General features: G+C 71.7%; 17 protein-coding genes. 2 read left to right on the top strand and 15 right to left on the bottom strand.

Annotation, left to right across the window (positions count from 1 at the left end):
* Positions 1–2 precede the first annotated feature (2 nt).
* The 5 genes from ACZ5Y0_RS11495 to ACZ5Y0_RS11475 form a co-directional block, all read right to left on the bottom strand.
* Positions 3–443 (bottom strand): DUF350 domain-containing protein, encoded by a 441-nt coding sequence (locus ACZ5Y0_RS11495; protein WP_467516504.1) that lies wholly within the window; start codon positions 441–443, stop codon positions 3–5.
* A gap of 70 nt (positions 444–513) precedes the next feature.
* On the bottom strand, positions 514–915 hold the full coding sequence (locus tag ACZ5Y0_RS11490; protein WP_469128415.1) for a DUF4247 domain-containing protein: 402 nt from the start codon (positions 913–915) through the stop codon (positions 514–516).
* The gene (locus ACZ5Y0_RS11485) at positions 912–1,406 is read right to left on the bottom strand and encodes a DUF2617 family protein (RefSeq protein WP_469128414.1); all 495 of its coding nucleotides are present in this window, start codon (positions 1,404–1,406) and stop codon (positions 912–914) included. Before ACZ5Y0_RS11485 ends, ACZ5Y0_RS11490 begins: the two co-directional genes overlap by 4 nt.
* A gap of 243 nt (positions 1,407–1,649) precedes the next feature.
* Positions 1,650–2,267 (bottom strand): DUF6629 family protein, encoded by a 618-nt coding sequence (locus ACZ5Y0_RS11480; RefSeq protein ID WP_469128413.1) that lies wholly within the window; start codon positions 2,265–2,267, stop codon positions 1,650–1,652.
* Positions 2,268–2,371: 104 nt separating this feature from the next.
* Entirely contained in the window at positions 2,372–2,785 is a 414-nt protein-coding gene (locus ACZ5Y0_RS11475; protein WP_469128412.1) for a VOC family protein, read from the bottom strand.
* Between the two features lie 189 nt (positions 2,786–2,974).
* On the opposite strand from ACZ5Y0_RS11475, the gene ACZ5Y0_RS11470 reads away from it, so the two are divergent.
* Together ACZ5Y0_RS11470 and ACZ5Y0_RS11465 are read left to right on the top strand one after the other, a co-directional pair.
* Entirely contained in the window at positions 2,975–4,036 is a 1,062-nt protein-coding gene (locus ACZ5Y0_RS11470; RefSeq protein WP_469128411.1) for a right-handed parallel beta-helix repeat-containing protein, read from the top strand.
* A 46-nt stretch (positions 4,037–4,082) separates the two neighbouring features.
* Entirely contained in the window at positions 4,083–5,111 is a 1,029-nt protein-coding gene (locus tag ACZ5Y0_RS11465; RefSeq protein ID WP_469128410.1) for a methyltransferase, read from the top strand.
* Between the two features lie 69 nt (positions 5,112–5,180).
* Here ACZ5Y0_RS11465 and ACZ5Y0_RS11460 read toward each other — a convergent pair whose 3' ends face one another.
* From ACZ5Y0_RS11460 to ACZ5Y0_RS11415, 10 genes are all read right to left on the bottom strand, one after another.
* The gene (locus tag ACZ5Y0_RS11460; RefSeq protein ID WP_356562995.1) at positions 5,181–5,516 is read right to left on the bottom strand and encodes a TcmI family type II polyketide cyclase; all 336 of its coding nucleotides are present in this window, start codon (positions 5,514–5,516) and stop codon (positions 5,181–5,183) included.
* A 17-nt stretch (positions 5,517–5,533) separates the two neighbouring features.
* Complete coding sequence (locus ACZ5Y0_RS11455; RefSeq protein WP_469128409.1) at positions 5,534–6,013, bottom strand: SRPBCC family protein; 480 nt, start codon at positions 6,011–6,013, stop codon at positions 5,534–5,536.
* Position 6,014: 1 nt separating this feature from the next.
* Complete coding sequence (locus ACZ5Y0_RS11450; RefSeq protein WP_469128408.1) at positions 6,015–6,272, bottom strand: acyl carrier protein; 258 nt, start codon at positions 6,270–6,272, stop codon at positions 6,015–6,017.
* Positions 6,273–6,333: 61 nt separating this feature from the next.
* Positions 6,334–7,584 carry a ketosynthase chain-length factor gene (locus ACZ5Y0_RS11445; protein WP_469128407.1) on the bottom strand — a complete coding sequence of 417 codons (1,251 nt, stop codon included), beginning with the start codon at positions 7,582–7,584 and terminating at the stop codon, positions 6,334–6,336.
* Positions 7,581–8,849, bottom strand: coding sequence for a beta-ketoacyl-[acyl-carrier-protein] synthase family protein (locus tag ACZ5Y0_RS11440; RefSeq protein WP_469128406.1), 1,269 nt, complete (start codon positions 8,847–8,849; stop codon positions 7,581–7,583). The genes ACZ5Y0_RS11445 and ACZ5Y0_RS11440 overlap by 4 nt, the downstream gene beginning before the upstream one ends.
* Positions 8,846–9,307 carry a cupin domain-containing protein gene (locus ACZ5Y0_RS11435; protein WP_469128405.1) on the bottom strand — a complete coding sequence of 154 codons (462 nt, stop codon included), beginning with the start codon at positions 9,305–9,307 and terminating at the stop codon, positions 8,846–8,848. The genes ACZ5Y0_RS11440 and ACZ5Y0_RS11435 overlap by 4 nt, the downstream gene beginning before the upstream one ends.
* Positions 9,308–9,370: 63 nt before the next feature.
* On the bottom strand, positions 9,371–10,525 hold the full coding sequence (locus tag ACZ5Y0_RS11430; RefSeq protein ID WP_469128404.1) for a SchA/CurD-like domain-containing protein: 1,155 nt from the start codon (positions 10,523–10,525) through the stop codon (positions 9,371–9,373).
* Between the two features lie 148 nt (positions 10,526–10,673).
* Entirely contained in the window at positions 10,674–11,351 is a 678-nt protein-coding gene (locus ACZ5Y0_RS11425; protein ID WP_469128403.1) for a class F sortase, read from the bottom strand.
* 114 nt (positions 11,352–11,465) lie between these two features.
* The gene (locus ACZ5Y0_RS11420) at positions 11,466–12,248 is read right to left on the bottom strand and encodes a hypothetical protein (RefSeq protein WP_469128402.1); all 783 of its coding nucleotides are present in this window, start codon (positions 12,246–12,248) and stop codon (positions 11,466–11,468) included.
* A 221-nt stretch (positions 12,249–12,469) separates the two neighbouring features.
* A complete protein-coding gene (locus ACZ5Y0_RS11415) occupies positions 12,470–14,140 on the bottom strand; it encodes an FAD-dependent oxidoreductase (protein ID WP_469128401.1) in 1,671 nt (556 codons plus the stop codon).
* Between the last annotated feature and the right edge of the window lie 64 nt (positions 14,141–14,204).

The raw sequence follows: 14,204 nt of genomic DNA, 5'->3' as shown, positions 1-14,204 counted from the left end.
GCTTATGACAGTGCCGCGCCGACCATGAAGGCGGTCCCGAGGTACATCCCGGCCTGCACCCAGGCGGCCGGGTGCGGACGGCCGTCGCTGCCGTCGTCGAGGGCGACCGCGCCCATCTGGCCCGGCGTGACGTGGCCGATCACGGCGCCGACCAGCGTCATCACCAGCACCCCGGCGAGACCGTAGAGGAGTGTGCTCAACAGGCCGTAGCCGAGGCCCTCTTCGGACTCGCTGGCCTGGATGGCCTCCATGATGACGAAGCCCACGGCGATCGACTGGCTGCCGAGCAGGACGGCCGCACCCCGGTTGCGGTCCACCCAGACCACGTGGAACAGCTTGCCGGGCGTGACGAGGTCGAGGGCGATGAAGCCGACGGTCATCACGGCGAGGCCCACGACTCCGTAGAGCAGGGCCTGGCCCGTCGACTCGAAGATCTCGGTCACTGTGCTGCCTTTCTTGACGGCGTCGTCAGGGTCTGGTGGTGAGTCACGCGTCGGGCCGGTCGGCCGGGTGTCACTTGCCTTCGCCGGGGCCGCCGCCGCGGAAGCTGGCACTGTCCGGGTTGGGCCAGTACGTCAGGTGCCGGCTGTGCCGGTGGTACCCGTTGCGGTAGTCCTCGATCTCGATCCGGCTGCCGCTCCGGTACGGCGACACGGTGACCATGTCGTCGCCGTAGCGCAGGAACTCCGTGCTGTCGCCGGACGCGCGGTCGAGGGCCGCGCGGTGGTTGTGGATGGCGTCGGCCACCTGCGTCGGGCTCTTGCCGCCGACGACCCAGTCCGCGCCGCTCTCGGTGTACTTGTCGCGTATCCAGCCGCGAGGCACCCCGTCGTTGCCGTCGGAGGAGCAGGCGGCGAGCAGGGCCACGGCCAGCACGGCCGCCACCGCCGCGCGGACGAGTCGGGCGCTCTTCATCGGGCCTCCAGCCGTGTGTACGTCGATACGATCTGGCCGTGCTGCGGGTAGGTGTGCCAGGTGCGCCAGACCAGCCCTCCGCCGCCGGGCGCTCCGTCGGCGGCCTCGACGACGACGGCGGTCAGCGCCTCCGGCGAACCGGGGAAGACCCCGCACAGGCTGTCGGGGGTGTCGGCGACCTGACGGCGGATCCCCGACACCCGGTCGCTGAAGTCCGCGGGGCCCAGTCGGTCGGTCCCGGCCGTGAAGTCGTAGCTCCAGCCCGGCAGTCGGCGGGTGTACGTCGTCGGCAGACCCTTCACGGATCCCAGCAGGCACGCGACGGTCTCCCTCACGGGGCCGGCGAAGACCTGGTGCGAGGCACCCAGCAGCCGCAGGCGGACGTCGATCCCGCCCACGGTCGTCGCGCGCTCGGCGAGGGCCGGCCGCTCGTCCAGGTCCAGCGAGAAGCAGAGCTGTTCCGCGTCCGTGTCCAGGTAGGGGGCGTCCAAGGCTATGGCGTGCAGGTGGACCCCCCCGGTCAGATCTTGCTATAAGCGGCGCCGAGTATGGCACACGTGGCGCAGGGGGTCCGGCCGCCAGGGCAGGAACGATGCTGTTCCCCCTCCCCGGCGCTGCCCGCCGACCCGCCCGCAGGGCCCTATCCTACGCGGCCGGTCTGCGGCGAACCGCTGTGCGGGCGTGCGGGGTTCGAGGAGACGAGTGCCCGGACCCGCGGGCTGCCGGGTCCGCGCTCACCGGGGGTCCGGCCGGGCACGGACCCAGCCGAGCAGGAGCACCGAGCACACCGCCGCGAAGGCGCACCACGTGGAGACGAACTCCAGCCGCCACAGCGTCCAGCAGACCAGCGCGCCCACGGCGGCGAAGATCCCCAGCACCAGCAGCCGCCGGTCGCCGGACAGCAGCAGGGAACCCACCGTGGCCAGGAGATAGCCCGCGACAAGCGGAACGGGATGGGACAGGTCGGTCACATAGCCGATGGTGTGTCCCCGGATCTCGGCCGTGACGGGGCCGACGGCCAGTCCGTACGCGAGCCCCGCGGCGGTCGCGACGCCGACCGCGAGAACGAGGCCCAGCCGGCGGCGGGCGGGATGCGGGGCGGCGCACCACACTCCCGCGGGCACCCACACCGCCAGCAACGGCAGTGCGACGACGGCCCAGACGACGGTGGCGGGTCCGCCGCCGCCACCCGAGTCCCAGACCATCGCCTCGACGACCTGATGGGCCCCGAGCAGGAGCGGCAGCGCGGCGAGCGGCAGGTCCCGCACACCGCGCACCCGCGTCACACAGGCCACCCCGACGGCGGTCACCCCGGCGCCCGCCACCAGGTCGGCCGTCGCACTCCAACACATCGCGCCACCATCGAGTCGACCGTCGTGGGCCCCAGCCCCGCTGTTCGGGCCACGCTACGTCGGGTCCGGCCGAGGCCGGGGACGACGGCGCCGGGCCGCTCGGGTCAGCTCTCAGGCTCGCTGATGTTCACCATCCAGGGGACGCCGAAGCGGTCGGTGCACATGCCGAACACGTCGCCCCACATCTGTCTCTCCAGCGGGACGGCCACGGAGCCACCGGCGGACAGCTTCTCCCAGTAGCCCCGCAGCTCCGCGTCGTCGTCACCGCTGAGGCTGACGGAGAAGTTGTCGCCCGGCGTGACCTTCATGCCGGGCGGGGCGTCCGCGCCCATCAGGGTGAATCCGCTCGGCGTCTCCAGCATGCCGTGCATGATCTGGTCGGCCTCCGGCGTGCCCTGCTGTCCCGACTCACCGTAGGTGTTGAGGGCCAGGGTGCCGCCGAAGACGTCCTTGTAGAACTCCATCGCCTGCCGGGCATTGCCGCCGAAGCTGATGTACGGGTTGAGGCGCGAGGCCATGACCACCTCCAGGAACGGGCCGAACGGTCATATCCGGGCAGAGTAACGCGGGGCGCCGGTGGCGGCCCGCCGGCCGGAAGGCCGGGGGAGGCGGGGGAGTCCGGGCGGTGCGCGGTCGGCCCCGCGCAACACGCCGCCGTACGGCCCATACCGCCGGGCCGCCGACGCTGCGAGCATATTGTCCGGAATATGAAGAAATACCATTTCGTGTATCTCGCGTGCGCCACAGCGGTCGTGGGGGCGGGCCTCGGCGCCGCTCCGGCCTCCGCCGGCCATATGACCCACGTGGTCCACGCGGGACAGTCGATCCAGAAGGCGGTGGACGCCGCCGCGTCCGGCGACACCGTGCTGATCACCCCGGGTACCTACCGGGAGAGCGTCACGGTGACCACGCCCGGACTGACCCTGCGCGGCGTGGGCCGCGGCGTGGTGATCCGGCCGACCGCCGACAAGGCCGCCGCCGGCACCTGCGCCGCGGGCGGCAACGGCATCTGCGTGGTCGGGACGAAGGACCGCAAGGTCGAGGACGTCACCCTCGCCTCGCTGACCGTCACCGGCTTCACCCGCAGCGGCGTCTACGCGGCCGCCACCGACCGGCTGACCGTGCGCAGGGTGACCGCGGTGAAGAACGGCGTGTGGGGCATCGCCCAGGAGGCTTCGGTGCGCGGTGTGTTCCGCGGCAACACCGCCCGGGACAACGGCGACGCCGGCCTCTTCCTGGCCAACACCATCAGCGCCGAGCAGGGCGCCACCGACACCGACGGCACCCTCGTCGAGCGCAACCGGCTGGAGGGCAACCGGATCGGCGTCACCGTCCGCCGGCTGCGCAACCTCACCGTCGCCGACAACCACCTCACCGGCAACTGTGCGGGAGTGTTCGTCGTCGGCGACGAGAACAAGCCCAGGGCGGGCCAGGTGACCGTCGCCGAGAACCGCATCGTGCGCAACAACAAGTCCTGTCCGAAGACCGCGCGGCTGGACGCCCTCCAGGGCTCCGGCATCGTCCTGACCGGCACCGAGGACACCCTGATCACGCGGAACGTCATCCGGGACAACGCCGGCGAGTCCCCGCTGTCGGGCGGCATCGTGCTGTTCAAGAGCTTCGTCGGCACGACCAGTGAGCGGAACCGGATCAGCGACAACGAACTGAGCGGCAACTCCCCGGCCGACCTCGTCGACCAGGAGACCGCCAGGGCCAACACCTTCGAGGCCAACACCTGCCAGGTGTCCAGGCCCGCGGGTCTGTGCTGACCGGCCGTAGCCACCCGTGAACACGACGAACGAGGAAAGGCGGCACATGACGACCGCAGAAACTGCTCCGGCGCCGTCCATGCGGCTGCGGGAGCTGGTGTTCGGGGCGGCCTGTGCCGCCGCCCTGCGCGCGACGGCCCGGCTGGGCGTCGCCGACGCCCTCGGCGACAGCCCCATGGCCGTCGAGGACCTCGCGGCCGCGGTGAAGACCGAAGCCAAGCCGCTGCGACGGCTGTTGCGGGCCATGTCCTGCTACGGCGTCTTCGCCGAGAAGGGCGACGGGACCTTCGCGCACACGGAGATGTCCCGCCTGCTGCGCGAGGACGACCCGCACAGCCTGCGCTACATCACCCTGTGGTGCACCGAGCCGTGGACCTGGGACGCCTGGCCCCTGCTCGACGAGGCCGTGCGCACCGGCCACAACGTCGTCGAGGACCTGTACGGCAAGGAGTTCTTCACCTACCTCAACGAGGACGCGCCCGAATCCGCCCTCGTCTTCAACCGGGCCATGACGACGTCCAGCGCACAGTCCGCACGGGACGTCGCGCAGCTCCTCGACCTGTCGGGAAGCGCCTCGGTCGCCGACGTCGGAGGCGGCCAGGGGCACGTGGTGGCGAGCCTGCTGGAGAAGTACCCGACCCTGCGCGGGACGCTGCTCGACCTGCCCCGTGTGGTGGAGAACGCCGACCCGCGGCTGCGGCCGGGCGGCGCCCTCGCGGACCGGATGCGCATCGTGCCCGGCGACTGCCGCGAGGCGATCCCCGTCCAGGCCGATGTGTACGTCATCAAGAACATCCTGGAGTGGGACGACGACAGCACCGCCAGGACGCTGCGCAACGTCATGGCGGCGGGTGGGCCCGGCGCCCGGGTCGTCGTCATCGAGAACCTCGTCGACGACTCGCCCTCGATGCGCTTCAGCACCGCGATGGACCTGCTGCTGCTGCTGAACGTGGGCGGCGCCAAGCACACCACCGAGAGCATGGTGAGCCGGCTCACCGGGGCGGGCCTGGTCATCGACGACATCCGTCCGGTCAACCCCTACCTGCACGCGTTCGACTGCACCGTGCCCGCGTGACAACTGGCGTACCACCGGTGGCCGGGCCCGCGACGAGCGCGTACCCGGCCACCGGTGGACACCGGCGTCTCACGCCGTGGAGTCCCGCTCCCAGCGGTAGAAGCAGTGCGCCATCGCGTCCTTCGGCGAACGCCAGGTCGCGGGGTCGTACGCGCTGACGTACGCGGTCAGCCGCTCACTGATGTCACGGAACTCGGGGTGCCCGGCCACCTTGGCGATGGCGGGTCCCGGGTCCTGCTCCGACTCGATGAGATGCAGGTACACGTCGTCGAACTGGAAGAGGCTGCGCCGGGAGACTCCCACGAGGTGCGGCAGCTCCCCGCGGTCCGACTCCGCGAACAGCTTCGCGATGTCCGGGGCGGACCCCGGGGCCATCCGGGCGACGATCAGGGCCTGGTGCGTCATCCTGTCCTCCGTCCGGCTCAGTCGGCCAGGCTCGGCACAGGCCGGTGCTCTGTGGCCGCCTGCTCGATGCGATCCCGGATCAGGGCCATCTGGACCTTGGAGTTCCGGTTGATGTTGTCCGTCATCCAGGCGTCGTCCACCGGGGCCTCGGGCTTCATCTCGAAGTCCTGCGTCCACACCATCCGGGTGCCCTGCGGGACCTCCTCGTACCGCCACCGGATGTTCATGTAGGCGAACGGTCCGGTCTCGACGCGGCGGGCCCGCACGGTGAGCGTGCCGCGGTCCGTCTCACGCTCGGAGACCCAGCTCCACACCTTGCCGTTCTCGTCCGGGTGCATGGTGAGCCGGAAAGTGGTCTTCTCGCCCTCCTGCCGCAGGATCTCTGCCGACGCGTACTCGCTGAACAACTGCGGCCAGTTCGCCACGTCGTTGGTCATGTCCCAGACCAGGTCCAACGGAGCGGCGATGACGATCTCGTTCTCGGTGTGTCCGGACATCTCACGCCCCTGCCAGGAGAGCACTGTTGACTTGGTCGAGGAACTGCCGGGGCGTCTTGCTGCGCTCCGCGTCCGGGGGCATCGGCGTGCCGTAGCGGTTCTCCAGCTCGCCCACGATGCCGAGCAGGCCGAGCGAGTCGATGCCGAGGGCGTCGAAGCCGACGTCGTACTGACGCTGGAGGTCGTCCGGGGCGACGGTGACGCCCGCGGACTTCTTCATCAGTTCGGACAGTTCCTCGACGGTGATGCGGTCACTCATGCGGTTCCTCTCCTTCGGTGCTGTGTCTCTGGTGGTTCTTGCGCCTCTGTGCTGCGCCCCGTCACGAGGCGTCGGTGGCGCCGTGCCGCAGCACCAGCGCCGAGTTCGACCCCATGAGGCCCCGGCTGAGGACCAGTGCCGTGCGCAGTTCGGCGGGGCGGGCCCGGCCGGTCACGAGGTCGAGGTCGTGGCAGACGTCGAAGACGTGCGGGGTGGGCGGGATCAGGCCGTGCTCCATGGCGAGCACCGCCGCCGCGGAGTCCAGCACCGGCGCCGCGCAGTAGCCGCGCCCGATCCCGGCCTTCGGTGCGGTGACCGGCACCCGCCTGCCGTGCGCGCCGAGGGCGTCGGCGATGGCCAGCGCCTCGGCACGGTCCGCCTCCGGCACGCCGAGCGCGTCGGCGAAGACCACGTCGATCTCCTCCGGCGCACAGTCGGCTTCCGCCAGTGCCGCGCGGACGGCTTCCGCGAGACCCTCCCGGGACTGCGCCCAGCGGGAGGCGCCGGTGAACGTCGCCGCGTGCCCGGCGAGCGTGGCCCGTACCCGTGCGCCGCGCTGCCGGGCCACGGACTCCGCCTCGACGACGAACATGGCGCCGCCCTCGGCGGGAACGAACCCGCAGGCCCCCTCCGTGAAGGGGCGGTAGGCCCGCTCCGGGTCGTCGCAGGTGCTCAGCTCCTCGTAACCGAGCTGACACACCACCGAGTAGGGCGCGAGCGGGGCCTCGGTCGCGCCGGCCACGATGACGTCGGTGCCGCGCCGCACCGCCCGCGCCGCGTGCGCCAGGGCGTCAAGACCGCCGGCCTCGTCGGAGGCGACGACCGAGCAGGGCCCCTTGAATCCGCGCCGGATGGAGACCTGGCCGGTGCTGGCGGCGTAGAACCAGGCGATCGACTGGTACGGCCCGACGAAGCGGCTGCCCTTGCCCCACAGTTGTTGCAGCTCCCGCTGGCCGAACTCGCCGCCGCCGGAACCGGCCGCGGTGACCACGCCCACGGAGTAGGGCGCGCCGCCGGTGTCTGCCTGGCCGAGGCGGGCGTCCTCCAGCGCGAGGTCGGTCGCGGCCAGCGCGAAGTGCGTGAACCGGTCGGTCTGTACGAGGTACCGCTCCTCGACCGCCGCCGTCGGCTCGAACTCCCGCACCTCGCCCGCCACCCGCAGCGGGAGGTGCCCGCAGCCCTCGCGGGTGACCCGGCCGAGGGCGCTGAGTCCCTCCTGGGTGGACTTCCAGAACGACTCGGTACTGGCTCCGTTGGGCGCGACCACACCGATACCGGTGACGACGGCGCGCCTCGGATGGGGTTCGGTCATCTTTCCCTCTCCCTCGGCCGGTTGAGGACCACCGCCGACTGGAAACCGCCGAACCCGCTGCCCACGGAGAGGACGCTGTTCAGCTTCCGCTCGCGCGCGTCACGCGGCACGTAGTCCAGGTCGCACTCGGGGTCCGGGGTCTCGTAGTTCGCGGTGGGCGGCACCACTTGGTGAGCCAGGGCCAGCACGCAGGCGACGACCTCGATCGCGCCGATCGCGCCGAGGGAGTGCCCCACCATCGACTTGATGGAACTCATGGGAGTGTCGTAGGCGTGCTCGCCCAGGGTCCGCTTCACGGCGGCGGTCTCGTGCCGGTCGTTCTGCTTGGTCCCGGAGCCGTGCGCGTTGACGTAGTCGACGGCCGTGGGGTCGACCCGGGCGTGGTCGAGGGCGTCCTCGATGGCCCGCGCCATCTCCAGGCCCTCGCTGGTCAGACCGGTCATGTGATACGCGTTGCCGAAGGTCGCGTAGCCGCCCAACTCGCAGTAGACGTGCGCACCGCGGGCCCTGGCGTGCTCCAGTTCCTCCAGGACGAGCACCGCACCGCCCTCTCCCATGACGAAGCCGTCCCGGTTGGCGTCGAAGGGGCGCGAGGCGTGCGCCGGGTCGTCGTTGTTGCAGGAGGTGGCCTTGATGGCGTCGAAGCAGGCCATGGTGATCGGGGAGATCGGCGAGTCCGAGGCGCCGGCGACGCAGATGTCGGCCCTGCCCTCCTCGATCGTGTGGAAGGCGTACCCGACCGCGTCGAGCCCGGAGGTGCAGCCCGTCGACACCGTCTGCACCGGTCCGCGCGCCTCGAACCGCTCCGCCACCGTGGAGGCCAGCGTGCTGGGCGAGAACGCTCGGTGCAGATGCGGCTGGGCCCGGCCGTGGTCCACGTCCCAGCGCTGTCCGCCGTGGCTGACCAGCACGTAGTCGTGTTCCAGGCGGGTGGTGCCGCCGACCGCGGTGCCCAGCGAGACGCCCACCCGCCAGGGGTTCTCCCGGCCGAGGTCGAGACCGGAGTCCCGTACCGCCTCCTCCCCGGCGACCAGGGCGAACTGGATGTACCGGTCGCACCGTGCGACCTGCTCCGCGTCCAGCCCGTGTGCCGTCGGGTCGAAGTCGCACTCGGCCGCGATCCGCGACCGCAGGCCCGTCGGGTCGAAGAAGGTGATGCCCCGCGTCGCGGTGCGCCCGTGGGACAGCAGGTCCCAGAACGCCGGCACTCCCACACCACCCGGCGCGACGACCCCTATGCCGGTGACCGCCACCCGCCGCTTCATGAACCGACCTGCCGTCGCCCCGCCGTCTGGACCGCACCGCCGTGGACGGCCTCCGCCGCGACGGCGACGGGCTCGGTCTCCTCGGTGTCGACGTGCCCGAGCGGCGGACTGGGCGCCAGCGGGCCGAGGTGGAAGACGAGGCGTGCCTCCACCTTGCCCACATTGCGGAACCGGTGCCGCATGTGCATGGGGATCATCAGCCCCTGCTCGGGCTGGAGCGGGTGCGGTTCGCCGTCGAGGTCGACCTCCAGCTGCCCGCACACGACGTACACGAACTCCTCGGAGTACGGGTGGTAGTGCTCACCGATGCGGTCGCCCGGCTGGACGATGGCCACGCCCATGAAGCCGCTGGTGGCACCTGACGTGGTGGGCGTGAGCATGGCGCGCAGGTCGCCGCCGCGCCGGGTGTTGGGCTCGACCTCGCTGAGGTCCACGATTCTGGGACGGGATGTGATCACGACGATGCTCCGTTTCGTGTGCTGTGTCGGCGTCGGAGACCGGCGCCCCGCCTGCCGGACGGCTCAGGCGTCGGGCGAGCGGCGGTCGGTGACGAGTTCCATGCGGGCGAGCGTGAGGAGGCGGTCGGCGGCCCCGTCCCGCAACGCGGAGGCGTCCACGCCGAGCGCGTCGGCGTCCAGCAGGGCCGTCAGCCGGGCCGCCCCCGCTCGGTCCGTCAGACCGAGCACCTGAGCGGCGTCGGTGTCTCCGCCGCGTACGTCGACCAGGCGCACCACGACGTCGTCGCGCTGGAAGATCGTGCTGCGCAGCACCGGGCTCCGCGGGTCGTCCGCCGCCTTCTCGTCCCGCTGGGCGAGAAGTTCGGCCAGCCGCAGGCCGCCGCCTTCCCGCGCCGGGTAGTACAGGGCGTGCCGTACGGCGTCCTGCCTCGCCTCGCCCGCCGTCACGTGGTGGACGGCCGGCAGGGCCGCGCGGGTGAAGAAGACGCGGGCCGACTCGGGGTCGTCGAGGTCCCGGTCCTGCTCCAGATAGGGGTTGATGGCCTCCTCGACGGCCCGGACCTCGGGCTGCCGGGCGACGTGCCGCAGGGCGGCGAGCAGGTCGCCGCGCACCTCGATGGCGCGTACGACCCGGTTGCCGTGCATGAAGAGTGAGGTGCGGATCAGCCGGGTGGTGTCGTCGACCCGGGGTTCCGGGGAGGCGTAGTCGGCGAGGATCTTCGCGACGGCCTCCTCGCTGCCCGGTCGCACCGTGAAGGTGAGCGCGTGGCGGATCACGCCGTCGCCGATCCGGGGGGACGACTGGAGCCGGCGCTCACCGGGCTCGGCCAGCGCCGCCGGGCCGCCGGTCTCGCGCACGACGTGGAACCGCAGCGACCTGGTGTCCCGTACGCAGCTGTGCAGCGGCTCCACCATCCGGACGTGCTCCTCGCTGTTGACCCAGGTGAGGAACGGCGGGGCACTCTCCCACTCACTGGTGATGAGCCACTGGGAGGGGTTCTCGATCGACTGGCACAACTGGTCGCTGACGTGCCCGGGGACCGACGCGACCTGGTTGCAGAGCTGCTCGTACGCCTCCAGGAACTGCTGCTGGGCCCCGTCGTAGACGTCCACCAGGAGGACGACCCGGAGGTGGGAGCCGTCGAAGACGGACTGGGAGACGCGCTGCGACACCTGTCGGGTCAGCGATTCTGAAGCGGAGGCGGACGTGGTGGTCATCGTGGGGGATCTCCTTCGGGGAGCGGGGCGCAACCTCGGCTGCGGTGAGGCGACGTGAGCGTGCCTCGATCCTGTGGCGGGGCGGACCGGTGCGCGACCGGTAGGGACTACGTGGGTGACCTGGTCCCCTCGTCCGTGTGAGGTTCCGTCACCTGAGGTGCGCGAAGACCACGAGGTTCTCCGTGTAGTCCTTGACCGTGCGGTCGTAGTCGCCCGCGCAGGTGATGAGGCGCACCTGGGCGTCGGCGGTGTCGCCGTACACCCGTCGGCTGGGGAAGTGGTCCTTGTCGAACTTCTCGACACTGTCGACCACGAAGACGGGCACACGTCCGTCGGCCCGCCGCACGCGGAAGACGTCACCCTTCTTCAGCTCACTCAGCTGGGCGAAGACGGCGGCGGAGGTGGCGGTGTCGACGTGTCCGGCGATGATCGCGGTGCCGGTCTCACCGGGGGAGGCGCCCTTGGCGTACCACCCGACGAGGTTGGTGTCGTGCGGCGGCGGGGCCTGGAGCTGACCGTTGGCGCCGACGGCGAGGTCGGTGAACGGGGCGTCGACGGAGATCTTCGGGATCAGCAGCCGCACGGGGCTGGACCGCGGCAGGTGTTCTTGCACCGGCCCCGCGCCGGGCGTGGCCGGTGCGGCCGCCCGCGGGGCGAACTGCGATTCGGGCGACGGACTGGGTGCGCCGGCCTGCGGGGAGTCGTCGCCGAGCAGGCGCACCGCCAGCAGCAGCAACCCCCCGGCGCACAGCATGGTCAGCCCTCGGCGGGACTGCCGGGCCGGTGCCGACCCGTCGGAGGAGGAGGCGGATGAGTGGACAGCCATCTGAGGTGACCTCACTAGCTGGTTCACGGCAGCGGACGGGCGGGGGCGGAAAGCGAGCCGGGCCGCCACGTGAAGCTCGGTGGCGGCCACGGCTGCTATGTCGCCCGGCATGGGTCAGGCCAGGCCGTGAGCCGACTTCCTGCGGCGAGCGGCGTACAGGCCGGTCGCGGCGACGGCCAGGACGGCGATGCCGCCCGTGGTCGCGGCGGGTGCGTCAAGCGCGCCGCCACCGGTGTGCACGCCGCCGCGCGGCTTCTCCTCGCCGCTCCAGGACTCCTTGTCCTCGCCGTCCTTGGTCCAGGAGGAGTCCTTGCCGTGCTCGCTGTCCTTCTTGTACGTCTCCGGGTCGTGCTTCGGGTCGCGCGCGGTGCCCCAGTCGTCGGCGTTGAGCGTGGTCAGCGCGCCGCCACCGGTGTGCATGCCGCCGCGCGGCTTCTCCTCGCCGCTCCAGGAGTCCTTGTCCTCGCCGTCCTTGGTCGAGGAGGAGTCCTTGCCGTGCTCGCTGTCCTTCTTGTTCGTCTCCGAGTCGTGCTTGGGGTCGCGCGCGGTGTCCCAGTCGTCGGCCTTGAGCGTGGTCAGCGCACCACCACCGGTGTGCATTCCACCGCGCGGCGCGTCGTGCTTGCTTCCGTTGTCCTCCTCCTTGCTGTACGAGGAGTCGTCGTGCTTGCTTCCGTTGTCCTCCTCCTTGCTGTACGAGGAGTCGTCGTGCTTGCCTCCGTTGTCCTCCTCCTTGCTGTAGGAGGAGTCGTCGTGCTTGCCTCCGTTGTCCTGCTCCTTGCTGTAGGAGGAGTCGTCGTGCTCCCAGTCACCGCCCGCCGCGTACGCGCCGGGCGCGGCGAGGGAGAGGGCGGCCGAGGCCGCCGCGGTGGCCAGGATCATGCGTGCTGAGCGCATATGAGGGTCCTTCCGTCGGCCGGGCAGCTGGCTTTTCGTCAGCTGAGGAGACCCGGCCCCGACGTGATCCACCGTCAGTCACTTCGGTGAGTTCCACCACTCGAGGCGCTCAGCCGGGTGAGGGTGGGCGGCAGCCGGGGGAATGACGAAGGGCCTGTGCCGACCCTCCGGGGGAGGGTCGGCACAGGCCCGGCGGACGCCGTACGGCATCCGACGACCGGTCAGGTCAGCGCCAGCACCGTGGTCAGGACGCGCCGCAGCACCGCTCGGGGCTCCGGGACCGGGCCGGGCGAGCGCCAGGCGACGAACCCGTCCGGCCGCACCAGTACGGCACCTCCGCTCGCCGTGCCGTGGCGCTCACGCCAGTCCTCGCCGTCCTCGGGCACCAACTCGGCGTCCGGCCCCGCTCCCACGCGGTACGACACGAGGGGGACGGACAGCTGATCGGCCAGCCGGACGGCGGCCTCGTGCCAGCCGTTCGGCCCGTCGGCTCCGGCGTCGCCGTCGCTCAGCAGGACCAGGGACCGCTCGTACAGGTCGAGCGTGGACAGCCGTGTGCCGTCGTGTCGGACCCACAGGTGGGGCGCCCGGGTGCCGGGGTCGCCGTTCAGGGCGAGTTTCTCCGGGACCACGGGCGAGGTGGGGTCGGTGCCGACGACGGCGCCCTGCGGGTAGCGGTAGCCGAGGGCGACGTTGAGGATGCCGCGCTGCGGCCCGCCCCCGCCCGCGCCCGCCGGCGGGGCGAAGCCGGGGTGGCTGTGCTCGGCCGACCGGACCGCGGCGCGGGCACTGGTCGCCTCCGCCACCGGGCGGCGTTCGAGGTCGTAGGAGTCCAGCAGGCCGTGCCCCGCCCAGCCGCCGAGCACGGCGGCCAGCTTCCAGGCCAGGTTGTGTGCGTCCTGGATGCCGGTGTTGGAGCCGAAGGCCCCGGTCGGGGACATCTCGTGGGCCGAGTCGCCGGCCAGCAGGACACGCCCCGCGCGGTAGCCGCGGGCCACCCGCTGGGCGGCGTGCCAGGGCGCCCGCCCGGTGACCTCGATGTCGAGGTCCGCCCGGCCGACCGCACGGCGGATGTGCTCCGCGCAGCGTTCGTCGGTGAAGTCCTCCAGCGTCTCCCCGCGTTCGGGGTGCCAGGGGGCGTGGAAGACCCAGTTCTCCCGGTTGTCCACCGGCAGCAGCGCGCCGTCGCCGTCGGGGCTGGTGAGGTAGCAGACGATGAACCGGCGCTCGCCCACCACGTCGGCGAGGAGGCGGGACCGGAAGGTGATGCTGACATTGCTGAACAGCTCGCCGGGACCGCTCTGGCCGATGCCGAGCTGTTCGCGGACGGGACTGCGGGGGCCGTCCGCGGCGACCAGGTAGTCGGCGCGGATCTTGGTGTGCTCGCCCGTCTCCCGGCTCTTGACCACCGCGGTGACACCGTCGGAGTCGGCTTCGAACGAGAGCAGTTCGGTGGAGTACCGCAGGTCGCCACCGAGGGCGGTGGCGTGGTCGAGCAGGACCGGCTCCAGGTCGTTCTGGCTGCACAGGCACCAGGAACTCGGGCTGAAGCGGGCCAGTCCGCCGCCCGGATCGATGTCCTTGACCAGCCACTCGCCCGGATCGCCGACCAGGTCGCGGGCCTGGAGGATGCCGTGGTTGTCGGCCAGGGTGGCCGCGGCCCGATGGATCGCCGGTTCGACGCCGGCCACCCGGAACAGCTCCATCGTGCGGACGTTGTTGCCGCGTCCGCGGGGGTGGCGGGAGGTCCCGGAATGGCGCTCCACCAGGGTGTGCCGCACCCCCAGCCGGCCCAGGAACAGTGAGGTCGACAGGCCCACCAGGGACCCGCCGACGATCAGGACGGGGACCTTGTGGATCGAGCCGCCCGGTTGGTGGGTTCTTTGGTTCATGATGTGTCTCCAGCACGTCGAGTCCGCCGACTCGGCCGGTACGGCCGGGACGGCCGGGACTCTC

It is taken from the genome of Streptomyces sp. NPDC033216 (genome assembly GCF_055577115.1).
Note: the sequence above shows the minus strand (reverse complement) of the source record. Positions and strands in the feature narration are given on the sequence as shown.